Source organism: Actinacidiphila sp. bgisy145, from assembly GCF_057708125.1.
In genome coordinates this window covers 1-24,157 of record NZ_JBYIRL010000053.1, presented here as the reverse complement: position 1 = coordinate 24,157, position 24,157 = coordinate 1, and the positions used below count along the sequence as shown (strand labels likewise).

Below are 24,157 nucleotides of genomic sequence, written 5' to 3'. Positions count from 1 at the left end.
CACCGGGCAACGGCCCCGCGGGCAGCGCGCCCGCGGGGCCGTCGGGCGACCGCTCGGCCGCCCTGTGTCACGCGTACACGCCGAACTCGTACAGCGAGTAGCCGTATCCGGTCCCGCGCTGGGTGCCCAGCACCCGGACGTAGCGCCCGGCACCGTTCACATCGATGTCGTCGATCGCGCCGTCACCGTCGGTGACCGACTTCACCGTCGTCCAGTTGACGCCGTCGTCCGAGGTCTGGATGTCGTACGCCTTCGCGTACGCCGCCTCCCAGTACAGCTGCACATGCGTGAACGCGGTGTGCTGGCCCAGGTCCACCTGGAGCCACTGCGGGTCGCTCCAGTCGCTGGACCAGCGGGTGGCGGTGTTGCCGTCGACCGCGTCGGCCGCGGTGCAGGGGCAGCCGCCGGTCGGGTCGGTCTGGAACGAGGACGCCGTGGCGGGCTTGTTCAGCGCCACATCGGTGCCGGACACCTTGGGGGGCACCACCTTCAGCGACTTCGCGCCGTAACTGACGTTGCCGTGGCCGTCGGTGGCCTTGACGTAGACCTTCCACACGCCCGGCCGGTCGGGCGCCTTGGCGGTGAGGGTGTTGCCGTTGACGGTGGCGGCCACCGGGGTGAGCGCGCCGTTGTTGTCGAGGTAGATGCTGCTGTAGAGCACCTGGTAGCTGATCTGCTCGTGCTCCGGGTCCGTGGTGTCGGTGCTGATCGTCACGTCACCGCCGGCGGGCACCCCGTCGGTGGCGCCGCTGACGGTCATGTCCGAGACCAGCGGCGGCTGGTCGTCCCCGGACGTGTCGCCGCCGTACGCCTTCTTCACCGCGTAGTACGACGGGCGTTTGAGGCCGTCGGGCACCAGGTTGAACCAGATGCCGCCGAAGTCGTCCTCGGTGCCGTAGTGGAAGAGGGTGGCGCCGAGTGCGACGCCCTGGTGGCTGGTGATGCAGTTCCAGGCGGTGGTGTAGCCGTCGGCCTTCTGCTGGTCGGTCGGCTCGTCGGGCACGCCGTTCGCGTCGTTCGGCACCTCCCAGGAGCCGGCCGGGCCGCCCTCGGTGACGATGTACGGCTTGTCGTAGCCGCCCGCCTCCCAGGCCGACTTGACGTTGCAGACGTCCTTGTAGGAGTTGACGGCGTACAGGTCCAGATCCGGCGCGTACTTCTTGTAGTACGGCCAGGCGCCGGTCCACGCGTCGGTGGAGGTCACGGGGTGGTTGGGGTCGACGGCGTGGATCTTCTGCGCGATCTGGTCGACGAAGCTGACGTACGCGGCGCGCTGCTGCTCCAACGCGTCGCCGCTGTAGCAGTTCTGGAGCCCGAGCACCGACTCGTTGCCGACGTCCCACATCAGCACGCCCGGGTTGTCCTTGTAGGTGTCCACCCACTTGGGGAACTCGGCGAGCATGTCGTTCTTGTAGGTGTCGTCCGTCAGGTAGTCGACGCAGCCGCCCGAGCCCGGGCCGCCGCCGGGCTGGAGCCAGAAGCCGGCGATCACCTTGATGCCGTTGGCCGCGGCCGCGTCGAACAGCGGCGCGCTGGTCGCGTCGGTGCCCCAGGTGCGGACCGTGTTGACGCCCGCCTTCGCCAGGTCCGGCAGGTCCTGCGCCGCGTCGGTCGCGGCCGGCCCCCACGTCAGGCCCTTCACCTCGTACGGGGCGCCGTCGACGGTGAGTTGCCAGTGGCCCTGCGAGCCGGTCACCTTGACCACGGACCCGGCCGCGTGGGCGGCGGGCGCCTGGATCACGGCGAGCCCGGCGACGGCGAGCGCGGTCGCCGCGAGCGGGGCGACCACGCGTCGCGCCCGCCCCTTCCGGAAGGGTCGTTGCATGTGTCTTCCTCCTTGGTACGAGCTTTGGTACGCGCTCGGTACGAGACGTTGGGAGAGCGCTCTCCCGAAGGGCGTGGAACGGCGCCCTCCGGGAGAGACCCGCGCACGGGTTACGGGATCAACTCGTAGTTGCTGTCGAGCACGGCGCCCTTGCCGGGCTGGCTCTGGTCGTAGCCGTGGTCGTCGCACTGCAACCCGCCGTTGATGCAGTGGGTGACCATGGCGGCCAGCGTGGCGTCGTCCCAGTCGGCGAAGAAGTCGTAGTGGAAGGAGAAGCCCGCCCCGCTTGCGAGGTGGACCTGCGACATGTCGCCGTTGACCGGGAAGGCCATCTTGAACTCGATCATCGGCAGCGCCACCGGGTGGTCCGCCGGGCAGACGTTCTGGTTGGCGCCCGACGGGACCGGATACGCCATGTGGCTCTGGTGGTCCGGCGTGTCCAGGTGGATGCCGTCCCAGCAGCTGGGCGCCTGGAGGCGGATGTTGAGCTGCACGTCAGGGGTGTCGGGACAGGAGACGGGGATGTCGAAGTTCCCGTAGCTGTTCCCGCACTCCCAACCCTCCACCGTGCCCTTGAGGTTCTGGAACTGCTCCTTGGTCTGCATCGGGTTGCCGACCACGAACCGCAGCCCCTTGGGGAACGGCCGGACGCTGGTGTAGTCGTTGACGCCCGACTTGTAGTAGATCGTCTGAGGGCCGATCGGCAGGATCTTCTGGTCGCCGTTGAACATGCTCGGCATCCAGTAGGCCGACTTGTCGCCGGGCGCGTTGCACGTGGTGCCGCTCGCCGCCTCCAGCGAGGCGGTCGTCGAGTCGGCGTTCGTGCTGACGTTGCCCATGAAGGTGTGGTCGTGCGACTTGCCCGGCTGCCCGGGGAAGACGATCGGGTCGTCCGGCAGCGTGTGGGACGGTGCGCACTTCGCCTGGAACTCGTGGAAGTACGCGTGCGGCGGGTCGTACGTCGACGGCGTCACCCCGGTGACCGGCGGGTCGGCCATGATGTAGCCGTCCCCGTCGGGGTCGTCGCCCGACGTCTGCGTGGACACCGGCATGTCCATCGCCGCCGCCGTGCCGGCGTGGTGCGCCGCGGTGTGCGACGACGGTGCGGCGGAAGCGTTTCCGGTGAGTGCCACCGCACCCCCCACCGCGGTCATCGCGAGCGCTATGAGCAGCCCTGGAAGCTTTCTGGACCTGCGTGCCATGGGAACCTCCTCGTCCTCCCGGCTCCGGTGGATGTCCTCGCGCGGCCGCTCCGCCCGAGGGTGCCCGCGGTGCGGCCGACAACGCGGCGAAGAGTTCGGAGAGCGCTCTCCCGCGTCACGGCATGTTGCGCTTCCGGTTCGGGGGTGTCAACAGTTCTTGAAGTCGCTGGTGCGGAGCGGCCCGTCGTGCAAGGGCGCCTGCGGGGTGCTGGCCTGGCGCTTCACAGGTCGTGGCGATGTCGTGAAGGTTGTGGAGGAAGCATGGGGAGCCCTCTTCCGCATGCTGTGCGGGAGTTGGGGCGGGCGGGGCTCAGGGGGCGAACGGTGGCGGCCAGGGGCGGACGGCGTACCGGCCGTACGGGCCTCGGTGGTGTACGGCGCCGGGCTGCCGGGTCGTACACCACCGAGGCCCCGAAAAGCGCGGGTCGGGGCTCGCCCGCTCACTCCGCCGCCGTGGTCACCGCGAGGGCCGCGGCGCGCACGTCCGGGTCCGGGTGGCGGCGCAGGGTGCGCAGGCGGGCGCGCCAGTCCTCGCTCCAGCCGGTGCGGACGCCGAGCGCCTGGGTGACGGCCACCGCGAACTGCCCTTCCGCGGCCTGCCCGTCGGCCGCGCTGAGGCGGTCGACGGCGGCCAGGAGCGCGAGCGGATCGCCCGGGCGGCGGGTGGTGCCGAGCCGGGCGCGCAGGACGCCCGCGATGTGCGCGGCGAGCACCGGCCGGCGGCGCAGCGGTGCGGCCAGGAGCTCCAGCGACTCGACCAGCGCCGCGGGCGGTTCGGCGTCCAGGTCGAGGGCGAGGGCGGCGAGATGGGCACCCTGGTGCACGAAGTCGTCGTGGGCACTCAGGAGTTCGCCCGCACGGCGGACGGCGGCGCGGGTGGCCCGGCCGCCGGTGGCGGACACGGTGCCGGTCAGCCGCTGCACGAGGTGGTCGATCCGCTGCCGGGCGGGCCGGTCCCGTTCGTCGGCGGCGTCCAGTCCGCGGGCGGCGGCCTGCGCGTCGTCCGCCACGAGGCGGGCGAGGGCGTCCAGGAGCGGCCGGGCGCCGTCGGCGCCGCGGGCGAGCGACACCAGTCCGTCGGCGGCCGGCCGCCAGGATGTCCGGTTGCCCTGGTCGACCGCCGAGGCGACCAGGAGCGGTGCGGCCTCGGGGTACCAGGGCGACCAGGCGGCGAGCCGGCCGGTGGCCGCGTCGGCGGTCTCCTGGTCCGCGGAGTCCCGGACCCGTGCCACCAGCCGTGCGTAGCGGGCGCGTTCGGCCGGGGGCAGTTCGAAGGGCGCGGTGCGCAGGATCGCACCCTGGGTGACCGGTGCCCCGGCGGCGGCCTGTTCGAGCAGTTCCCATGCGGCGGGTGTGCGCAGCAGCCGCCCGGCCACGAACGGCACGCACGAGGCCCGCACGTCCGGGTGCTGCTCCTGGAGGCCGTAGGCGGCCGCGACCAGCGCGCTCGCCGCCTCGACGGGTAGGCGGGTGGCCGCGAGCCGGATCATCTCCTTGCGGCTGGTGACCTTGGCCGCCGGCGGCGGGGTGCCGTCGGGCGCGGGCAGCAGCGCGGCCCGCAGCGCCGCCTCCAGCCGTGACGGGGCGACGAAGCGCGCCGCGCGCCCCGCCGCGTACAGCGCGACCCGCGCCCGGTCGTCGCCGGCGTGGGCGAGCAGCAGCGGGAGCGCTTCGGCGGGCCGGTCGGTCCAGGGCAGGGCGCCGAGCGCGGCCTCGGCGAGCACCGTGTCGGTGGCGCCGAGGTGGCGGCGTACGACGTCGAACCCGGCGTCCGGGATCGTGGCCGCGTCGCGGATGTACCCGGCCCGCTGGTAGGTGGGCAGCGACGCCTCGCCCGCGGCTCGCCGCAACAGCCGTGCCGCGGCCTGCTGCTGGCGCGGCAGCCACCGGTGGGCGCTGTCGGTGGGCGGCAGCCAGCGCGTGCCGGGGGTCAGGAAGCGGCCGTAGGGCGGCCGGTCGCCCAGCACCGTGTCGAGCAGGTCGGTGCGGTGGCGGGCGAGGACGTGCAGCACCGGGGCGAGGACGGCGGCGGACGGTTCGAGTTCCAGCACCCGCACGGCCCGCTCGCTGCGGGTCCGCGGGTCGTCCAGCCACAGGCCGACGGCGGTGCGTACCGTCGTGCTGTTGCCGAACTGCACGGCCTGCCACAGGAGTTCCTGGAGCTGGGGCATGTGGCGCGCCCGGCGGCCCAGGGCCCGGGCCAGCGCGAAGGTCAGCGTGTGGTCGACCCGGTCCGCGCCCGCCTCCAGCCAGGGCCGCAGTACGTCGAAGACCTGGAACTCCTGCCCTCGGCGGAGCACTTGGTCCAGCCGGCCGAGGTTCGCGCCACCGGTGCCGCCCGAGAGCCGGGCGAGGATCTTCAACGCGGCGGCGACCAGTTGCTCTTCACCGCTGACCGCGTGCTCCCGCAGCAGTGCGACGGCCAGCCGGGACAGCGCGTGCCGGGTGCCGTACGAGCTGTCCCGCGCCTCCACGGCGTCGGCGGCGATCCGGTCGAGCGCGTCGGCATCGGTACCGGTGAACAGCCGCGCCGGGACGCGTGCGAGGGCCGCGAGCGCGGGTGTGCGGACCGGCTCCTGCTCGTTGCGCAACCTCCCGAGTTCACCGACGAGTTCGGCCACCGCGGCCGGGTCGCCCGACCGGGCGGCGTTGGCCGCCAGCAGCGGGTACGCCTGTGCGCGGTCCTCGGCCGCGGGCCGGCGGGTGGCGGCCAGCAGCCGGGGGCGGGCCTCGACGGGGGGCAGGTGGGCGACGGCGGCCAGCACCACCTGCCAGGCCGCGCCGGCGCGTTCGAGCTGCCCGGCCGTCCGCCGCGCCTCTGCCTGGGCCCGCGGGCGCGGCAGCACCTCGAGCAGCGCGTCGGACAGTTCGGTGCGCGACAGGTCCTGCCCCGCGGTGGCGGCGTCGTAGCAGGACGCGCGGCGGGAGGGCGGCAGGGCGCGCAGCAGGTGGGCGAGGGCGTCCTGCCGGTGGCTCCAGGCCCGGGCGAGGTCGGCCAGTTCGGGCGGGTCGCAGCGGGCGATCCGCGCCAGGGCGGCACGGGATATCAGGTCGCTCGCGGGGGCGGCGGCGCGGCGGGGCGCGGTGATCAGCCGGATCGTACGGCCCGGCTCCGCCCTGGCCAGCAGCCCGAGGATGCTCCGCACCGGCGGCGGGAGCCGGGGCGGGCAGTGCGCGTCCAGCAGGTCGAGGACGCGCGCGGGGCGGGCCTTCGCGACGGCGGGGAACACGTCGGCGTTGCGGGCCCACCAGGCGGCGCGGGACTGCTGCGGCAGCTCGGCGAGTTGGCGCTCCACCTCGGCCAGCACCTGGTCGGGGTGGCTGCGGCAGAGCGCCTGCCAGTTCACCACCGCCCGGAACAGCTCGGGCAGCAGCCGCGCCACCGTCGCGCCGCCGCAGCCGGGCAGCAGCCGGGCCGCCTCCTCGTCGTCCCACAACTCCCTTACGGTCGGCAGCAGTCGCTCGGCCAGTGCGGTCCGGCCGCCGGCCACGACGACGTGGGCGAGTCGGCGCCGGGCGTCCTGCGGTGCGTCGTGCACCGCGCGGGCCAGTGCGTCGTCGCGGAGCGGCAGCCGGACCGCCGCCTTCTGCGCGTGGCGGCGCACCGCGGGGTCCGGGTCGAGGAGGCGGTGCTCCAGGAACTCCAGGTCCCGCCCGGCGACCGCCGCGGTGCCCGCCAGCCGGCGGCCGTAGCTGCCGCGGCGGTCCAACTCGTGGAGCGCGGCCCGCAGGTCGGGTGGACCGGCTCCCGCCGGACGCCGTGCCTGCTCCCGCGCCCAGGCGGCGAGGTGCCGCATCCGCTCGCCGTGGGGCAGCGGGTCGACAGCGGCGAGCAGTTCGTCGACGGCGGCGCGTACGGACCCGGGTGCGTGGGTCATGCGGTGGTCCTCCAAGCGGTCGGTCGGCAAGGCCCAGGCGGCGGGTTCGGCGGTGGGAGTCCAGGCGGCCGGGGGGTGGGGCAGGGTTGGGTTGGGTTGGGACAGGGCGGGGTGGGGCAGGGCGGGGTGGGGCAGGGCGGTTCAGGCGGCCGGGGTGAGGGTGAGGTAGGCGATGCCGAGGTAACCGCGGTAGCCGCGCAGCCAGTTGGCGCGGTGGGCGTCGAGGCGGGCGCGGGTCTCGGCGGCGAGCGGGTGGCCGGGGTGCGCGGCGAGCCAGTCCTCGGTGTCGGACTGGTAGCCGGACTCGAAGGCGTCCCACTCGTCGGCGTTCGCGGTCTCGATCCAGGAGGGGCGGAACCCGGCGGCCACCGCGAGGTCCACCAGCCCGGCGAGGTCGGGCAGTTCGCCGGCGGACGCGCCGGGCCACATCGCGGCGAGCCGGTCCGGCGGCGGGGGCTGCTCCCAGAAGCCCTCGCCGTACAGCACGCGGCCGTTCGGGGTCACCAGGCCGCGCAGAGCCTCAAGTGCCGCCTTGATGTGGCCGGGTGGGCTCTGGTCGGTGAGCGCGTGCCCGGCACCCAGGCACAGGACGAGGTCGGCGGGCCCGCGGGTGGTGCCGATGCCCGACTCCTCGACGAAGGCCACGCGGTCGGCCAGGCCCCGCTGCTCGGCGGCCGCACGGCCGCGCGCGAGGTCCTCGGCGTTCAGGTCGACGCCGACACCGGTCGCGCCCGGCACCGCCTCGAGCACCGGGAGCATGAACGCGCCCCAGCCGCAGCCGATGTCGAGCACGGTCCGCGGCGGCGCGGTGCCGGCCAGCCGGTCGATGATGGCCGCCGCACGGGCGTCGGAGAGCGGCCCGTGGAAGGTCAGCCGGGTCAGGCGCGGCGGTGTGCCGTGGTCGTTGCCGTGATCGTTGCCGTGGTGCTGGTCCATGGGCGGGCACGCTATGCGGCCGACCGGGCCGACCGGAAGCGGTTTTCGACCGGGCACGCGGACGGCGGGCGCCGCGCTCAGCCCTGGGCCGGGGTGCGCGGCTCGCGCCACATCGGGTACATGTGCGGCCCGCCGGGCAGTTCCACCGCGGTGCCGAGGAAGCCGTACCCGAGGCGCTCGTACAACCCGCGGCTGCGCGGGCTGCTCGCTTCGAGGTACGCCGGCAGCCCGTCGCGGTCGCACCGCCGCAGCGTGTTGTTGATCAGGGCGGCGCCAACGCCTCGCCCGCGTACGGACGGTGCGACGGCGATCATCATCAGGTACGCGTGGGCGCGGTCCCTGGGGTGGGTCGCCGAGGTGAGGCGGGCGATCTGCTCCACCCGTTCGTTGCCGGGGTCGACCGCCTCGCGGAAGCGCGCCGGGTCGTCCGGGTCACCGTGGTCGCCCGCCTCCACCGGCACCCACAGCGCGCACCCGGTGCCGTCCTCGGTGACGTCCGTCCAGCCCTCGGCGAGCGAGATGTCCAGAAAGGCGCCCATCAGGGTGCCGTGGCTGCGGCGGAACCGCTCGGGGTCGGGGAACACCCAGTTGCTCACCGGGTCCTGTGCGAAGCCCTCGTCCAGCAGCTTCACCACGGCCGCCCGGTCGTCCGCCCCGGCCCTGCGTATCGCCACACCCATCGCGCGCCCGCCTTCCGTCCGCCGTCGGTCCGTCCGCGTTCCGTCCTGGCCGCGTCTGCGCGCCCCCGGTGTCCCGTCCCGCACCTCGCAACACGTCAGGGGCGGGCGGCGGTTGCAGCCTATGCGGTGGGCGGCGGCGCGGTCAGGCGGTTCGGGAGGCGGCGGCTTTCCCGCCCTGGGCTCCGGGCTGGGCCTCGTCATGTGCTCCGGTCCGCGCCTGGCCGCGGGCTCCGGGCAGCGCCTCGGTGCGGGCCTCGAGGGCGCGCAGCACCGCCACCATGTCGGCCCCGCCGTGGCCGAGTTGCGCGGTCTGGGCGAAGAGGCCGTGGCAGACGTCGAGCAGCGGTGAGGCGATTCCCGCCTGCCTGGCGGCTGCCGCGATCAGCTCGTTGTTCTTCAGCACGTCCAGCACCCCTGCCTGCACGGCGAAGTCCTCGTCCCTGAGCTTCGGCGCCTTCATCCGGGACACCCCGCTGGCCATCGGCCCGGCGTCGACCACGGCGAGGAAGCGCTCGCGGTCCAGCCCGTGCCGCTCGGCGAAGTGGAACGCCTCCACCAGCCCGGTGACGGTGGTGATCAGGAAGATGTTCACCGCCAGCTTGGTCAGCAGCGCCTCGGGCACGTCCCCGCACACGAACACCTCGTGGCACATCGGCGCGACCAGTTCGCGTACGGTCCGGACGTCCTCCTCGTCCCCGGCGAGCATCGCCACCAACCGCCCCTGTTCCGCGGGCACCCGGGAGCCCGAGACCGGCGCCTCCACGTAACCGCCGCCCGCCGCACGGATGTCGGCGCCCAACTCCCGGGAGTACTCCGGCGCGGTCGTGCCCATGTGGACGATCACCCGCCCGGCCACGCGCGCGGCGAAGTCCGGGGTGCCGCGGCCGAGTACGGCGTCCATGGCGGCGCCGTCGGAGAGCATGAGCAGCACCGTACGGCAGCGCCGGAGCACGTCGGCCGGGTCCGCGGCGACGCTCGCCCCGGCGGCGCGAAGCGGCTCGCACCGGTCCGGGCTGCGGTTCCACACCACGAGCGGGACGCCGGCCCGGGCGAGGTTGAGCGCCATGGGCTGCCCCATCACGCCGAGGCCGATGAACCCCGTACGGCCGCCCGCGCCTTCCGTACCACCCGCGTGACCTGCGCTCATCCCGGTCCTCCCCGCCTCGTCCGCCCCCGCTTGCGATCTATGACAGCCGTCATAATACTGGGAGCTATGACGAACGTCATAACGGGTGCGGCGTCGAGTACGCCCAGCCCCGGTCCCGGCCCCGGCCCCGCTCTCCGGTGGCGGGTCGAGGCCGTACGACCGCAGGACGGCCCCGTACTCGACGGGCTCTTCGCACGCTGCTCGGCCGAGACCGTACGGCTGCGCTTCTTCGGCCGGCTGCGGCAACTGCCCCGCTCGTACCTGGACGCGGTGCTCGCCGGCCGACCCGAGCGGCATGACGCGGTGATCGCCTACCCGCAGGGGCCCTTCCCGCCCGACAGCCCTTCGGCGTACAGCAGTTGCCCGGCGCCCGTGGGGCTCGGCAGCCTGGCGACGGAGTGGGCGGACGGCCCGGGAGCGGCGCCGTACCCCTGCCCCCTGGGCGAGTTGGGGCTGCTGGTGGTCGACGGCTGGCAGCGTCGCGGGGCCGGCGCGGCCATGCTCGACGTGCTGTTCGACCGGGCCCGGGCGCGCGGCACCCGGCTGGTGTCGGCGTCGGTGCTCCCGGGCCGGCAGGCGCTGCTGGGCACGCTGGGCCGGCGGCTGCGGCCGGTGCGGATGTCGCGCGCGACCGACACGTTGACCGGCGTCTATAGGCTGGACCCGGCGGAGTGGACGGAGGCGGGAGACGGTGGGAGCGGACACGGCGAACGCGGCGGGCACGGCGGACGTGGGGAACCCGGCTGACGCGGCGGACGCCGCCGCGACGGTGAACGGGCCGGGGAGCGGCGACAATTCGGCGGCGGGCGGGTCCGATCGGGCAGGCGGCCCGCCGGCGCGTACGTACGGCCCGCGCGAGCGGATGGTGTTCAGCGCGGCCCAACTCATCCGCCGCGACGGGGTGAACGCGACCGGCATGCGCGAGGTGGCCGCCCACGCGGGTGCGCCGCGCGGCTCGCTCCAGCACTACTTCCCCGGCGGCAAGGAGCAGTTGGTCAACGAGGCGGTGGCGTGGGCCGGCCGGTACGCCGCCGGGCGGGTCGACCGCTTCCTGGCCGAGGTGGCCGAACTGGCCGAGCCGTCGCCGAGCGCACTGTTCACCGCGATGGTCGGGCAGTGGACGCGGGAATTCGACGCCGACGGGCTCCGCGCGGGCTGCCCGGTGGCCGCGGCGACCGTCGACTGCGCGGAGTCCGCCGCGTCCACCCGCGAGGCCGCCGCTGCCGCCTTCGCCACCTGGAACGCACCCCTCGCCGCCGCCCTCACCGGCCTCGGCGTACCCGCCGCGCAGGCGCCCGCGCTCGCCACCCTCATGATCAGCGCGCTCGAAGGGGCCCTGCTCATCGCCCGGGCCGAGCAGTCGCCCGCGCCCCTGCACACGGTCGCGCGCGAGCTCGGCCCGCTCCTCGACCTGCGCGCGGGGCTGCCGGAGCGCCCGGCCGCGGACTGAGCCGCCCGCGGCCCGCCGCACCACGCCCGCACATCCGTCGGCGTCCCGCACGCACATCCGCTCCCTCGCCCACCTCATCCGGCAATGCGCCGTTATGTCCCCTAAAGTTGCCCTGGAACAGGAACAGGAACAGGAACAGGAACAGGAAGTGGCAGGGGCCGGGCCGCGCGCCCGGCGGCGGATTCCGCGGCCCGACCGCGGGACACAGCGGGTAAGGAGCAGGCCATGACGGAGCCGGCCGCCGAGCAGAGCGAGGCCACGAGCGCGCCCACCAGCGAGTCCGCGACGGAGCACGGGCGCATCGTGGTCGGCGTCGACGGCTCCGACCCCTCCCTGCACGCGCTGCGCTGGGCCGACCGGCAGGCGGTGCTGACCGGGGCGACGCTGGAGGCGGTGACGGCGTGGGAGATGCCCGCGTCGTTCGGCTGGGGCGGGGCGGTGCCGGGCCTCCCGGAGGACTACGACCTGGGCGCGTCGGCGGCGCAGGCGCTCCGCGAGGCGATCGAGCAGGCGCTGCCGCCCGCCCGTGCCGCCGAGGTCAGCCCGGTCACCGTCATGGGCAACCCGGCGCAGGTCCTCCTCGACCGCGGCGAGGGGGCGGAGCTGATCGTGGTCGGCGTCCGCGGCCGCGGCACCTTCCGCGCGACGCTGCTGGGGTCGGTGAGCCACACCGTGACGCTGCACGCGGCCTGCCCGGTCGTGGTGGTGCGCGGCGAGGCGCAGCAGGCCGACTGAGCCGGACGCACCCGGACCCGCCACTCCGATCCGCGGCTCCGATCCGCCACTCCGTCCCGTGGCTCCGGCCCCGCGCTCCGACCCGCGGCGCCGCGAAGTTATCCACAGGCTGTGCGGGGAGCCGCACAGAAGTCGGGCGCGGCGGAGCATGATGGGGTCATGAACGAGATCACCGGGTCCGCCGTCGGGCCCATGTCGGAGACCGGCGCCATGCCGGCGTGGGAGACGCGGTTCCGCGCGCCCCGGGTGGGGCTGCCGGAGTGGGCCGAGGACGCCCCGGACCGCAGCCTGTTCGTGTCGAACGTCACGGGGACGTACGAGCTGTACGCGTGGGACCGCACCACCGGCGGCCGCCGCCAGGTCACCGACCGGCCGAACGGGACGACGGACGGCACCCTCAGCAGGGACGGCGCCTGGGTGTGGTGGTTCTCCGACACCGACGGCGACGAGTTCGGGGTGTGGATGAAGCAGCCGTTCGGCGGCGGCGACGACATACCGGCCGCGCCCGGCCTGCCCCCGTCCTATCCCGCGGGCCTCGCGCTGGGTGTCGGCGGGCTGGCCGTGATAGGCCGCTCCAGCGACGACGAGGGCACCTCCGTGCACGTCGTGCCCGCGTCCGGCGAGGCGTACGAGATCTACCGGCACCCGGAGTCCGCGGGCGTCGGCGACCTCTCCGAGGACGGCACGCTGGTCGTCATCGAGCACACCGAGCACGGCGACGCGATGCACAGCGCGCTGCGGGTGCTGCGCGTCTCCGACGGCAGTACCGTCGCCGAGCTGGACGACACCGACGGGGGCCGGCTGGAGCTGGGGCTGGACTGCCTCGGCTTCGCACCGGTGCCCGGCGACACCCGCCTCCTGGTCGGCCACCAGCGCACGGGCCGCTGGCTGCCGATGGTGTGGGACGTGGCCGGCGGCGAGCAGACCGAGCTGGCCTTCGACCTGCCCGGCGACGTGCACGCCGAGTGGTATCCGGACGGCTCCGCGCTGCTGGTGGTGCATGACTTCCACGCCCGCGGCGAGCTGTTCCGGTACGACCTGGCGGACGGCTCGCTGACCCGGCTGGACACCCCGGCAGGCAGTGTGGGCGGGGCGACCGCGCGGCCCGACGGAAGCGTGGAGTACCTGTGGTCCTCGGCCGCGCAGCCGCCCGCGGTGCGCTCGACGGCGGGCGGGATCGTCCTGGAGGCGCCGGGGCTGCGTGCCCCGGAGTCGGTGCCGGTGGAGGACGTGTGGGTGGAGGGCCCGGGCGGGCCGATCCACGCCCTCGTGCAGCGGCCACCCCGCCCGGCCGGCGAGGAGGACGCGGCGCCGGCGCCGTTCCCGACGGTCTTCGAGATCCACGGCGGCCCCACCTGGCACGACTCGGACTCCTTCGCAGCGGGCCCGGCCGCCTGGCTCGACCACGGCTTCGCGGTCGTCCGGGTCAACTACCGCGGTTCCACCGGATACGGCCGGGAGTGGACCGACGCCCTCAAGCACCGGGTCGGCCTGATCGAGCTGGAGGACATCGCGGCGGTGCGGCAGTGGGCGGTGGAATCCGGCCTCGCCGACCCCGCCCGGCTGGTCCTCACCGGCGGCTCGTGGGGCGGCTATCTGACCCTGCTCGGCCTCGGCACCCAGCCCGAGGCGTGGACGGTCGGCATCGCCGCGGTCCCTGTCGCGGACTACGCGACGGCGTACGCGGACGAGATGGAGGCGCTCAAGGCCCTGGACCGCACCCTGTTCGGCGGTTCCCCGCAGGAGGTCCCGGACCGCTACGAGGCGTCCTCGCCGATCACCTACGTCGACAAGGTCGCCGCACCGGTCTACATCAGCGCGGGGATGAACGACCCGCGCTGCCCGATACGCCAGATCGACAACTACGTGGAGCGGCTGCGCGCCCTCGACAAGCCCCACGAGGTGTACCGGTACGACGCGGGACACGGCTCGCTCGTCGTGGAGGAGCGGATCAAGCAGGTCAGGCTGGAGCTGGCCTTCGCGCTACGCCACGTGGGCGGCTGACCCGACCGGCTCGGCGTCCCGGGTGCCCTCGGCCTGCCGGGTGCCCTCGGGGTCCGGCTCCCCCGGCTCGCCGTCCGCGGCGTGCGGGTCGGGGGCGGCGGGCCCGCCCGGCCGGCCGGAGCCGCCGGGTCCGCCCGGCCCGTCCGGCCCGTCCGGCTGGTCCGGGAGGATGCCGAGCGCGGCGTCGGCCCGCGCCTCGGCCTCCCTGCGGACGAAGCGGAACCACATGAAGACGACGAAGCCCGCGAAGACGAACCACTGCCCGGTGTAGCCGAGGTTCTGGAACGCCTTCAGGTCGAGGCCGCTGTTCGGCGCCGCCGCCGGGGGCACCGCGGTCAGCGGCTTCGCCGGGTGGTTGGCGGTGATCCAGCCGTTGTAGACGGGGTAGGGCAGCACATTGACCAGGGAGGCGCCGCTGATGATGCCGATCTCGTCGGTGGGCAGCGCGCCGCTGGTGTCCACCCCGCTGGTCTCGGTGGTCTCGGGGTACTGCACGGCCCCGGTGACCGTGACCTGCCCGGCCGGCGGGGCCGGCACCCGGCCCTCGCGGGCGGCGTCGGCGGCCTTGCCCGGCAGCCAGCCGCGGACCACCGGGAGGGCGGCACCACCGGACAGGCGCAGCGGGGTGAGGACGTAGTAGCCGTCGTGGCCGTCGAGGAGGCGGTTCGGGACGAGGAGTTGGTGCGCGGTGTCGTAGCGGCCGGTGGCGCTGACGATCCGCCCGGTGTCGTCGCTGCCGACGGTGGCGTCGGTCGTGGGCAGCACCCGCGCCAGGGGCACGGGGGCCGCGGCGGCGGTGCGCTTCTCGTCGTGCTCGGCGGACTTGTGCTGTTCGACCCGCATGTCGAAGCGGCTCAGCTGCCAACTGCCCATGAACACGCAGACCGGCACGGCCAGCAGTGCGAGCAGGCTGACCGCCAGCCAGCGCGGGGTGAGCAGGAACCGGTACACGCCACCACGTTACGGTGCGGGCCCGGGCGGGCCGCAACCGCCCCCGGCGGATGGTCCGGGCCCGCGGCCGCGGTCGGCGCCGGTGCGGCGAACGGCCCTGCTCACGGGCCCGGACCGGCCCCGTACGGCCGGGGCCGCCCCGTACCGCCGTGGGCCGCTGCGGGCCGCGGGCCGGGCCGCTACTGCTCGGCGCCGCCGGTCGACGCGGACTCGGCGATCGCGGCCGTCGTGTAGACGGTGCCCGCGCAGGCGCCCTGGATGACGGGACCGGTGACGACGGGCGCGCCCGCGGCCGGGGTGTGGTCCAGGGTGACGCTGGCCGGGGCCGTGGTCGGGGAGGCGCCGTCGGCGGACTGGACGCTGCCGCCGGACGAGCCCGAGCCGGTGCCCTGGTCGCTGCTCTGGGTGCCGGTCGCGGTGGGGGTCGCCGTCGAGGTGGTGGGCGAGGTCGTGGCGGCGGTGCACCCGCCGGTGCCGGTGGTCGGCACCCAGGCGAAGGCGACCTCGTACCCCTGCCCGGGGAGCAGCACGATCGGGGACTCGGACATGGTGGCGGGCAGACCGGAGGCCGGGTCGCCCACGGTGTGGCCGACGACCTGTATGGCGGCCTGGTCGGCCGAGCCGTGCGCCACGGCGCGGATCACGCCGGGGCTGGGCACGGTGCAGGAGCTGGCGGAGACGTTGCTGACGCGGAACCAGCCGTAGACGCGGCCGTCGGCATCGGGGCTGCCGGCCTCGCTGACGCCCTGCCCGAGTTGGGTGCTGGAGCAGTCCGGCACCGCGGCGCCGGTGACGGGCGGGGTGGTGTGGTGGCCGGTCGACCGCCCGGACGGTGTGCGCGTGCCGTCCGGCGAGTGGGTGGCCTTGTCCGAAGGGTCCGCCTGGCCGCCCTTGTGGTGGCCGTCGGTGCCGGGGGCGAGCGAGTAGGAGCTGCCCACGCCGACCGGGGCGGCCGCGGTGTGGCCGGTGCGGTGGGCCACCCGCAGGACGGCGGGCACCGCCACGCAGACGAGCAGCGCCGCGGCCGCGGCACCGAGGATGGCCTGCCGGCGGCGCTGGCGGCGCATCGGTACGGCCCGCCGCAGGTGCTCCAGGGCGTCCGGGGAGGCGTGCAGCCCGTCCACGGCGCGGTGCATGAGGACGCGCAGCGCGGCCTCGTCCGCGGTGAGGCCGTCGTCCAGGCCGCCCTCGCCGTCGGCGCCGCCGGGCGTCACGTCGGGCGTGAACAGGGCGGCGGTGAGGGAGCGGACGTTCGCCGTGTCCTCGGAGGCGGCGAAGACGGAAGTGGCCGCAGTCGCGCTGTCGCCGCCCGCGTCGGGCGCCGTCGGTGCCGGCTCCGCGGCCGAACCAGCCGAACCAGCCGAAGCGGCCGAACCAGCCGGAGTGACCGGATCGGCCGGCTTCTGCTGCACGGTCGCGTCGTCCGGCTGCGCGTCGTGCGGGTCTCGGGGGGTCTGCTCGTCCATCTCGAGTGCGTCGTCGGGGCCTTCGGGGCCGTGGGTACCGCGGGAACCGCCAGGGCCGGTGGGGCCGGTGGGGCCTTCGGGGTTCCGGGAGTCGTACGGAGGTGTCGTCATGACGCCGCCTCCATCGCGACACGCAGCGCGGCAAGGCCACGCGAACCGTACGCCTTCACCGAGCCGAGGGAAATCCCCAGGGTCTCCGCGACCTGGGCCTCGGTCATGTCGACGAAGTAGCGCAGCACGAGGACCTCGCGCTGGCGGCGCTGGAGCGTACGCATGGCCGCCTTGAGCTGGTCGCGCTCCAGGATCTCGTACGCGCCCTCCTCCGCACTGGCCATGTCCGGCATCGGCTTGGACAGCAGTTTGAGGCCGAGGATGCGGCGGCGCAGCGCCGAGCGGGAGAGGTTGACCACGGTCTGCCGCAGGTAGGCGAGGGTCTTCTCGGGGTCACGCACCCGGCTTCGCGCGGAGTGCACCCGGATGAACGCCTCCTGGACCACGTCCTCGCAGGAGGCGGTGTCGTCCAGCAGCAGCGCGGCCAGCCCGAGCAGGGAGCGGTAGTGGGCCCGGTAGGTCTCGGTGAGGTGGTCGACGGTGGTGCCTGCGGCGGCCGTCGTCCCCGCGCCGTCGCGGCTCGCCACGTCGGCGTTCGCACCGGCCACCCGGACCGGCCACGGCGCGATCACCGGCAGCCCGCCGGTCGCCGTACGCGACGGCCGCGCAGGCGCGAGGGTGCCGCCGCGCCGCCCGAACCCCGTCTCGATACCCCATGCGTCCGCCACGCCAGTTGGACACGCATCCCCCCGCGAGGGTTGTACGCGCAAGGCACTTCGCTCGACGGAGTGCCACATATCGCCATGCGTACCAGCTCTTCCTCAATGCCGCGCACTGCCGCGTGCCGCCACGCGGTGCCCCACCTGCACCGACCGCCCCGGGCCGGCGCTCAGTGTGCACCACCCTAGGGGAACGCTGTGAACTCTCCGGCCCCGAGCGCCTCTACGGGTGTGCGTCGACACAAAGACGCTCCCCCGCGGCCGCCGGTTGCGGCCACGGGGGAGGGAATCGTCCGGCACCCGGGTCCGGGCCGGCACCGCGCCCGCGCTCAGCGGCCGGTGCCGCCGTACACGACCGCCTCGTCGCTGTCGCTGTCCAGCCCGAACGCCGAGTGCACCGCCTGCACCGCCGGCTTCACGTCGTCGATCCGGGTGACCACGGAGATGCGGATCTCCGAGGTCGAGATCAGCTCGATGTTCACCCCGGCGTTCGACAGCGCCTCGAAGAAGGTCGCGGTCACCCCCGGGTTCGTCTTCATCCCCGCGCCGACCAGCGACAGCTTGCCGATCTGGTCGTCGTAGCGCAGCGAGTCGAAGGCGATGACCGTCTGCGCCTTGGTGAGCGCCTCGATCGCCTTGTGCCCCTCGGCCTTCGGCAGCGTGAACGAGATGTCGGTCAGCCCGGTGGCCGCGGCCGACACGTTCTGCACCACCATGTCGATATTGATCTCGGCGTCCGCGATCGCCCGGAAGATCGTCGCGGCCTCGCCCGGCTTGTCCGGTACGCCGACGACGGTGATCTTCGCCTCGGTCGTGTCGTGCGAAACGCCGGAGATGATCGCCTGCTCCACTGGCCTGTCTCCTTGGGGGGGTTCGTTGCTGACCCAGGTGCCCGGCAGCCCGGAGAACGAGGAACGGACGTGGATCGGGATGTTGTAGCGGCGGGCGTACTCCACGCAGCGGTGCAGCAGCACCTTCGAACCGGAGCTGGCCAGCTCCAGCATGTCCTCGAAGGCGATCCAGTCCATCTTGCGGGCCGTCTTCACCACCCGCGGGTCGGCGGTGAACACCCCGTCGACATCCGTGTAGATCTCGCACACCTCGGCGTCCAGCGCCGCGGCCAGCGCCACCGCCGTGGTGTCGGACCCCCCGCGCCCCAGCGTGGTGATGTCCTTCTTGTCCTGCGAGACGCCCTGGAAGCCGGCCACGATCGCGATGTTGCCCTCGTCGAGCGCGGTCCTGATCCGGCCCGGCGTCACATCGATGATCCGCGCCTTGTTGTGCACGGAGTCGGTGATCACACCGGCCTGGCTGCCGGTGAAGGACTGCGCCTCGTGGCCGAGGTTCTTGATCGCCATCGCCAGCAGCGCCATCGAGATGCGCTCACCGGCGGTCAGCAGCATGTCGAACTCGCGCCCCGACGGGATCGGCGAGATCTGCTCCGCGAGATCGATCAGCTCGTCGGTCGTGTCGCCCATCGCCGACACCACGACGACCACGCGGTGGCCGGCCTTCTTGGTGTCCACGATCCGACGGGCGACCCGCTTGATGCCTTCGGCATCGGCGACTGAGGAGCCGCCGTACTTCTGCACGACAAGGCCCACGTGCGCTCCTCGCTCAGGGTGGATCACGGGTGAATGCGGTCGGCCCATTTTAACGAGCCCCTGCCGACCGCCCCGCCCTTATCACATGCTGAGACGCGAGGTTCACCAGTTGATCAGTTCGGCACCGTGGATCTCGTCCGCGCCCGGCCCGCCCGTCCCGGCACAACCGACCAGCGGACCGCCCGTCCCGGACCGCCCGGCAGCAGACCGCCCACCCGTCAGCGGCGGCCCCGGCGGCGCAGCCCCATCGTGCCCAGCTCCGCCTCCATCACCCGGCCCGCCTCCCGCGCCAGCTGCTCCTCGTCCTCGTCGGTGCCCGTGTCCAGGCCGTCCAGCTCGTCCAGCGGGCTGTCCTGCCGTACATGCGCCACCAGCGACTGGAGCGCCCGCAGCGACGCGCTCACCGTCAGCCCCCAGCTCGACAGGTAGGAGAACTGCCACCACCACAGCGCCTCCGACACCCGGCCGGCCCGGAAGTGGCTCAGGCCGTGCGCCAGGTTCGCCACCACATCGGCCAGGTCGTCGGAGATACGGCACGCCACCGGCGTCGAGCGCGGCACGTACGGGTCGAAGACCTCCGAGTACACGTCGATCGGCTCCAGCAGCGTGGCCAGCCGCTGCCGCAGGTCGTCCTCGTCGGGCTCCGGCCCGGCGTCCGGCTCGTACCGCTCGTCCGGCACGATGTCCTCGTGCGCGCCGAGCCGCCCGCCGGCCAGCAGCAGCTGCGAGACCTCCAGCAGCAGGTACGGCACCGCGCTGTCCGGGTCGTCGCCCTTGGCGACCTCGCGGACCGAGAGGATGAAGCTCTCGATCTGGTCGCTGATCTGGACGGCGAACTCGTCCGGCTCCTGCGGCACCGGGATCGGCCCCGGGGCGTCCGGCCGGCCCAGGCCACCGGCCTCGCCCGCGCCCACCCCGACACCAGCACTGACGCCGGCACCGGCACCCGCGCCCTTGCCCGTCGCGCCTGCTCCCGTCACGCCCACGTTCCCACCGCTCCCGTCTCGGTCCTCGCCCACCGTCGCATCAGACATCCAGCAACCGCCTTCCCTCGAAGGCCCGCCCCAATGTCACCTCGTCCGCGTACTCCAGGTCGCCGCCCACCGGAAGCCCGCTGGCCAGCCGCGTGACCCGCAGCCCCATGGGCTTGACCATGCGGGCCAGATACGTCGCCGTCGCCTCGCCCTCGAGGTTCGGGTCGGTGGCCAGGATCAGCTCGGTGACGGTGCCGTCCGCGAGACGGGCGAGCAGTTCCCGTATCCGCAGGTCGTCGGGGCCGACGCCCTCGATCGGGCTGATCGCCCCGCCCAGCACGTGGTACCGCCCGCGGAACTCCCGGGTGCGCTCGACCGCCACCACATCCTTGGGCTCCTCGACCACGCAGATCACCGCCGGGTCGCGCCGCGGGTCGCTGCACACCCGGCACTTCTCCTCCTGCGCGACGTTCCCGCAGACCGCGCAGAACCGCACCTTCGCCTTGACCTCGGACAGCGCGTGCGCCAGCCGCCGGACGTCGGCCGGGTCGGCCTGGAGGATGTGGAAGGCGATCCGCTGCGCGCTCTTGGGACCCACACCGGGCAGTCTGCCCAGCTCGTCGATCAGGTCCTGCACCACGCCTTCGTACACGCCGTGCCTTCCTTCGGGGTTCGGTTCGGGGGGTTCGTGGTTTCGGGGGTTGTTTCGGGGGTTCTGGGAGTTCAGGGGGCCGGGCGCCGAGGTCCAGGCGCCGGGGCGCGGGGCTCGGGGCTCGGGCGACCGCTCAGCCGGCCCGCGAGGTCAGAACGGCAGCCCGGGCATCCCGCCCAGCCCCTGCGCGAGCGGGCCGAGCTTGTCCTGCTGGAGCTTCTGCGCCGCCTCGTTCGCGTTGTGCACCGCGGCCACCACGAGGTCGGCGAGGGTCTCGGTGTCGTCGGGGTCGACCGCCTTCGGGTCGATGACCAGCCCGCGCAGCTCGCCCGAACCCGTCACCGTCGCCCGGACCAGGCCGCCGCCCGCCGAGCCGTCCACCGTCGTGTCGGCCAGCTCCTGCTGGGCCGCCGCGAGGTCCTGCTGCATCTTCTGCGCCTGCTGGAGCAGCGCCTGCATGTTCGGCTGACCACCACCGGGGATCACGGAATCGCTCCTGCCTGTGCCGTCGGTCGTCCACGCCCGAAAACCCTGCGGCTCCACGGGCGGCTACGGGACTGCCGCGTGTTTTACCTGACAGGGCGAGCCTACGTGCTCGTACGGCCCAGCGCCCTACGCCGTACGGAGGATCGGCGCGGCGCACGCCCCTCCCCCGGTCGCACGCGCGCCCGTACGTACCAACGCCGTAGCCCTGCCCGCAGGACGTAACGCGTACGTGCGGGCCGTACGGGTGCCAGCGGCCCGTACGCCCGCCAGGCGCGGGCTCCGGTCGTACGGCCCCGCGCTCAGTCGTTGGTGATCTCCTCGATGACGGTCGCCCCGAGGCCCTTGATGAACAGGTCGTGGCCACTGAGCACGGTGCCGACCAGGTCCGGGTCGTCGTCCTCGGGGATGTCGTCCTCGAGCGGCGGGGGCTCGTCGAAGGGGTCGGACGGGTCCGGACCTGGGCCGCCCGGGCCGCCGGGGCCCGGCGCGGGGGCACCGCCGTGGCCTTCCCGGCGCGGTGCGGGCGGGGCGGGAACGGTCTGGGCCGACTGGGCGGTGCGGGCCGGTGCGTACGCGGCTGCGCCGCCGGGTGGGCCGCCCTGGCCGTACGGTGCCTGGCCGGCGGGGGGCTGGCCCTGGCCCTGCGGCCGGCCCGGTCCGGCGCCGCCGCCCTGGCCGCCCGGCCCCGGGCCCTGCTGCGCCGGGCCGCCGGGAGCCTGCGGCCGCTGCGGGCCGCCTCGGCCACCGCCGCGCGCGTCGCCGCCACCACCGCCACCGCCCGGGTCCACGAGGGTCTCGATCTTCCACCGCGCCCCGGTCACCGTGCCGATCGCCTGCTTCAGCACGTCCTCGCTGTCGCCGTTGGCGAAGCTGTTGCGGGCGCCGGGGTTGTCGAAGCCGAGTTGCAGCGTCTCCCCGTCGAAGCCGACCACCCGGGCGTTGTTGAGCAGCAGAATCCAGGTGAGGCGGCGGTGCTTGACCGCCTCCAGGATCTGCGGCCACAGCTCGCGGACGCGGGTCGGGTCGCCGAGGGGGGCGCTGGGCGCGGCGGGGGCGGCGGCCGGCGGGGTCTGCTGGTGCTGCGGCGGGGGCGGGGCCGGGGTTGAGCCCGCCGGTCGCGAGGGGCCGGCCGTGGTCGGCCACGCGCCCGGACGGGGGGACCCGTTGGCCGGAGCGGCCGGGGGCACCTGGGCCGCCGGGGCCGCCGGGGCTCCCGGGGCGGCGGCCGTCGGCCACGCGCCCGGGCGGGGGGCCTCGGGTGCGGCGGGGGCCGGTACCGGTTCAGGGGCCGGGTGCTGCTGGTGCGGTGCTTCCGGCGCGGGGGGTACGGGCTCGGGTGCGGGCGCCGGGGTGGGGCTCGGCGCGGGCGCGGGGGGTGCGGGGGCCGGTGCGGGTGCCGACGGGCCCGCCGCCGTACGGCCCAGCGCCGCCCGCGCCGCGGCCGCACCGGACGGACCCGCCGGACCGGCCGGTGCGCCGCCGGGTGCCGCGCCCCCTCCGTACGCCGGGCCCCCTGGGTACGCCGCATCGCCGGCGGGCGCCGCGGGGGCACCGCCGCCGAGGCTGACGCCGCGCTCCAGCCGTTCCAGCCGCGCCTGCAACGAGCGCTCGTCGTCGTACGCCGCGGGCAGCAGCACCCGGGCGCAGATCAGCTCCAGTTGGAGCCGGGGGGAGGTCGCGCCGCGCATCTCGGTCAGCCCGGTGTTGACCAGGTCGGCCGCGCGGCTCAGCTCGGCGGCGCCGAAGACCGACGCCTGGGCCTGCATCCGCTCGACCACGTCCCGGGGCGCGTCGATCAGCCCCTTCTCCACGGCGTCCGGCACGGCCGCGATGATCACCAGGTCGCGCAGCCGCTCCAACAGGTCCGTGACGAACCGGCGCGGGTCGTGCCCGCCCTCGATCACCCGGTCCACGATCCCGAAGACCGCCGCGCCGTCGCCCGCCGCGAACGCGTCCACCACCTCGTCGAGCAGCGCGGCGTCCGTGTAGCCGAGCAGCGCGGTGGCCATGGCGTACGTCACACCGTCCGCACCCGCGCCGGCCAGCAGCTGGTCCATCACCGACATCGAGTCACGCACCGAGCCGGCGCCGGCCCGCACCACCAGCGGGTAGACCCCGTCCTCGACCTGGATCGCCTCGCGCCCGCACACCTCGGCGAGGTAGTCCCGCAGCGTCCCCGGCGGCACCAGCCGGAACGGGTAGTGGTGCGTACGCGACCGGATCGTGCCGATGACCTTCTCGGGCTCGGTCGTCGCGAAGATGAACTTCAGGTGCTCCGGCGGCTCCTCGACCACCTTCAGCAGCGCGTTGAACCCCGCCGACGTGACCATGTGGGCCTCGTCGATGATGTAGATCTTGTACCGGCTCCCGGCCGGCCCGAAGAACGCCTTCTCGCGCAGGTCACGGGCGTCGTCCACACCGCCGTGCGACGCCGCGTCGATCTCGATCACGTCGATCGACCCCGGGCCGTTGCGCGCCAGGTCCCGGCAGGACCGGCACTCCCCGCACGGCGTCGGCGTCGGCCCCTGCTCGCAGTTCAGACAGCGGGCCAGAATCCGCGCGCTGGTCGTCTTGCCGCAGCCCCGCGGCCCGCTGAACAGGTACGCGTGGTTGACCCGGTTGTTGCGCAGCGCCTGCTGCAACGGGTCCGTGACGTGCTCCTGCCCGATGACCTCGGCGAAGGTCTCCGGGCGGTAGCGGCGATACAGGGCAAGTGACACGCCTCCGAGGGTATCCGGGCCCACCGACACCGCGCCCCACCCCGAGGTCCCCCACCTCGTTTCGGCACCCCGCCCCGGCGCTTCGGCCACCCCGCCCCGCGCCCCGGACCCGCCCCAGCCCGGCCCCGGACATGCAAAGACCCCTCACGCACCCGCCAGAGCTCACCTACCCTTGCTGCCTTCCGGCCCTGGGGGAGTTCAGCGAGATAGCGCCACGCGAGGGGCTGCGCCCACCCTACCCCACCCCCCACCCGGCGAACGAGTTCGCAACCACCCCCCACCACCCTGTAATGTCTCCCCCGGAGGATTCGCCTAGTGGCCTAGGGCGCACGCTTGGAAAGCGTGTTGGGGGCAACCCCTCACGAGTTCGAATCTCGTATCCTCCGCACTCGGCCCGAGCAGGGCAGACGAGGCCCCCGACCGCTCCGCGGCCGGGGGCTTCGTCGTTGCGTGGTCTCAGTTCTGGTCTCAGACGGACCTCTAAGCCGCCTACCAACTACGAGGTCAGACGCTGGCTGGGCTCTCGCTCTCGACAACGCCTCGCCACCTTCGACAGGCCGGAAACCGGTCGCAACACGGACCCCGACGCGACGGAACCCATCCTCTCCTCCACCCCGGTCGCCACCGGCGCCCGCAACAGGAACCACCGCAGAGTGGGCGCGGGCCAATGTCGCGTA

The 24,157-nt window shown here is 74.4% G+C and carries 18 protein-coding genes, 1 tRNA gene and 1 other RNA gene; 5 read left to right on the top strand and 15 right to left on the bottom strand.

The features are described 5' to 3' along the window. Positions 1 to 67: 67 nt before the first annotated feature. The 6 genes from AC3ERT_RS32745 to AC3ERT_RS32720 all read right to left on the bottom strand — a co-directional run bounded on the left by AC3ERT_RS32745 (position 68) and on the right by AC3ERT_RS32720 (position 9,668). Positions 68 to 1,825 carry a discoidin domain-containing protein gene (locus AC3ERT_RS32745; RefSeq protein WP_435178496.1) on the bottom strand — a complete coding sequence of 586 codons (1,758 nt, stop codon included), beginning with the start codon at positions 1,823 to 1,825 and terminating at the stop codon, positions 68 to 70. Positions 1,826 to 1,935: 110 nt separating this feature from the next. After that, complete coding sequence (locus AC3ERT_RS32740; protein WP_335982405.1) at positions 1,936 to 3,027, bottom strand: DUF1996 domain-containing protein; 1,092 nt, start codon at positions 3,025 to 3,027, stop codon at positions 1,936 to 1,938. 440 nt (positions 3,028 to 3,467) lie between these two features. Further along, positions 3,468 to 6,905 carry a hypothetical protein gene (locus AC3ERT_RS32735; protein WP_435178494.1) on the bottom strand — a complete coding sequence of 1,146 codons (3,438 nt, stop codon included), beginning with the start codon at positions 6,903 to 6,905 and terminating at the stop codon, positions 3,468 to 3,470. A gap of 141 nt (positions 6,906 to 7,046) precedes the next feature. Further along, a complete protein-coding gene (locus tag AC3ERT_RS32730) occupies positions 7,047 to 7,841 on the bottom strand; it encodes an SAM-dependent methyltransferase (RefSeq protein ID WP_435178492.1) in 795 nt (264 codons plus the stop codon). 77 nt (positions 7,842 to 7,918) lie between these two features. Continuing rightward, positions 7,919 to 8,521, bottom strand: coding sequence for a GNAT family N-acetyltransferase (locus AC3ERT_RS32725; RefSeq protein ID WP_435178490.1), 603 nt, complete (start codon positions 8,519 to 8,521; stop codon positions 7,919 to 7,921). Between the two features lie 142 nt (positions 8,522 to 8,663). Then, the gene (locus AC3ERT_RS32720; protein ID WP_435178488.1) at positions 8,664 to 9,668 is read right to left on the bottom strand and encodes an NAD(P)-dependent oxidoreductase; all 1,005 of its coding nucleotides are present in this window, start codon (positions 9,666 to 9,668) and stop codon (positions 8,664 to 8,666) included. 66 nt (positions 9,669 to 9,734) lie between these two features. Here AC3ERT_RS32720 and AC3ERT_RS32715 point away from each other — a divergent pair, with 66 nt between their 5' ends. The 4 genes from AC3ERT_RS32715 (at position 9,735) to AC3ERT_RS32700 (ending at position 13,857) form a co-directional block, all read left to right on the top strand. Further along, positions 9,735 to 10,415, top strand: coding sequence for a GNAT family N-acetyltransferase (locus tag AC3ERT_RS32715; protein ID WP_435178486.1), 681 nt, complete (start codon positions 9,735 to 9,737; stop codon positions 10,413 to 10,415). 115 nt (positions 10,416 to 10,530) lie between these two features. Further along, positions 10,531 to 11,118, top strand: a complete 588-nt coding sequence (locus AC3ERT_RS32710; RefSeq protein ID WP_435127850.1) for a TetR/AcrR family transcriptional regulator — start codon at positions 10,531 to 10,533, stop codon at positions 11,116 to 11,118. 225 nt (positions 11,119 to 11,343) lie between these two features. Beyond that, positions 11,344 to 11,853, top strand: coding sequence for a universal stress protein (locus AC3ERT_RS32705; protein WP_335982414.1), 510 nt, complete (start codon positions 11,344 to 11,346; stop codon positions 11,851 to 11,853). 159 nt (positions 11,854 to 12,012) lie between these two features. Further along, positions 12,013 to 13,857: a S9 family peptidase gene (locus AC3ERT_RS32700; protein WP_435127789.1), complete on the top strand. Its 1,845-nt coding sequence runs from the start codon at positions 12,013 to 12,015 to the stop codon at positions 13,855 to 13,857. On the opposite strand, the gene AC3ERT_RS32695 is transcribed toward AC3ERT_RS32700, so the two are convergent. From AC3ERT_RS32695 to ffs, 9 genes are all read right to left on the bottom strand, one after another. After that, positions 13,837 to 14,808 carry an SURF1 family protein gene (locus AC3ERT_RS32695; RefSeq protein WP_335982416.1) on the bottom strand — a complete coding sequence of 324 codons (972 nt, stop codon included), beginning with the start codon at positions 14,806 to 14,808 and terminating at the stop codon, positions 13,837 to 13,839. The genes AC3ERT_RS32700 and AC3ERT_RS32695 overlap by 21 nt on opposite strands. Positions 14,809 to 14,987: 179 nt before the next feature. Next, complete coding sequence (locus tag AC3ERT_RS32690; RefSeq protein WP_435178484.1) at positions 14,988 to 16,385, bottom strand: hypothetical protein; 1,398 nt, start codon at positions 16,383 to 16,385, stop codon at positions 14,988 to 14,990. Beyond that, on the bottom strand, positions 16,382 to 17,053 hold the full coding sequence (locus tag AC3ERT_RS32685) for a SigE family RNA polymerase sigma factor (protein ID WP_435127784.1): 672 nt from the start codon (positions 17,051 to 17,053) through the stop codon (positions 16,382 to 16,384). The genes AC3ERT_RS32690 and AC3ERT_RS32685 overlap by 4 nt, the downstream gene beginning before the upstream one ends. 320 nt (positions 17,054 to 17,373) lie before the next feature. Then, positions 17,374 to 18,648: an aspartate kinase gene (locus AC3ERT_RS32680; protein ID WP_202234598.1), complete on the bottom strand. Its 1,275-nt coding sequence runs from the start codon at positions 18,646 to 18,648 to the stop codon at positions 17,374 to 17,376. Between the two features lie 218 nt (positions 18,649 to 18,866). After that, positions 18,867 to 19,682, bottom strand: a complete 816-nt coding sequence (locus AC3ERT_RS32675) for a DUF5063 domain-containing protein (RefSeq protein WP_435178482.1) — start codon at positions 19,680 to 19,682, stop codon at positions 18,867 to 18,869. Then, positions 19,675 to 20,274, bottom strand: coding sequence for a recombination mediator RecR (recR, locus tag AC3ERT_RS32670; RefSeq protein WP_335982420.1), 600 nt, complete (start codon positions 20,272 to 20,274; stop codon positions 19,675 to 19,677). Before recR ends, AC3ERT_RS32675 begins: the two co-directional genes overlap by 8 nt. A gap of 150 nt (positions 20,275 to 20,424) precedes the next feature. Further along, entirely contained in the window at positions 20,425 to 20,760 is a 336-nt protein-coding gene (locus AC3ERT_RS32665) for a YbaB/EbfC family nucleoid-associated protein (RefSeq protein ID WP_435127779.1), read from the bottom strand. A gap of 299 nt (positions 20,761 to 21,059) precedes the next feature. Continuing rightward, complete coding sequence (locus AC3ERT_RS32660; RefSeq protein WP_435178480.1) at positions 21,060 to 23,480, bottom strand: DNA polymerase III subunit gamma and tau; 2,421 nt, start codon at positions 23,478 to 23,480, stop codon at positions 21,060 to 21,062. A 132-nt stretch (positions 23,481 to 23,612) separates the two neighbouring features. Continuing rightward, an RNA gene (gene ffs / locus AC3ERT_RS32655) (signal recognition particle sRNA small type) lies at positions 23,613 to 23,709 on the bottom strand. A 72-nt stretch (positions 23,710 to 23,781) separates the two neighbouring features. Here ffs and AC3ERT_RS32650 point away from each other — a divergent pair. Beyond that, positions 23,782 to 23,866: transfer RNA gene (locus AC3ERT_RS32650), tRNA-Ser, on the top strand. Positions 23,867 to 24,157: the final 291 nt, after the last annotated feature.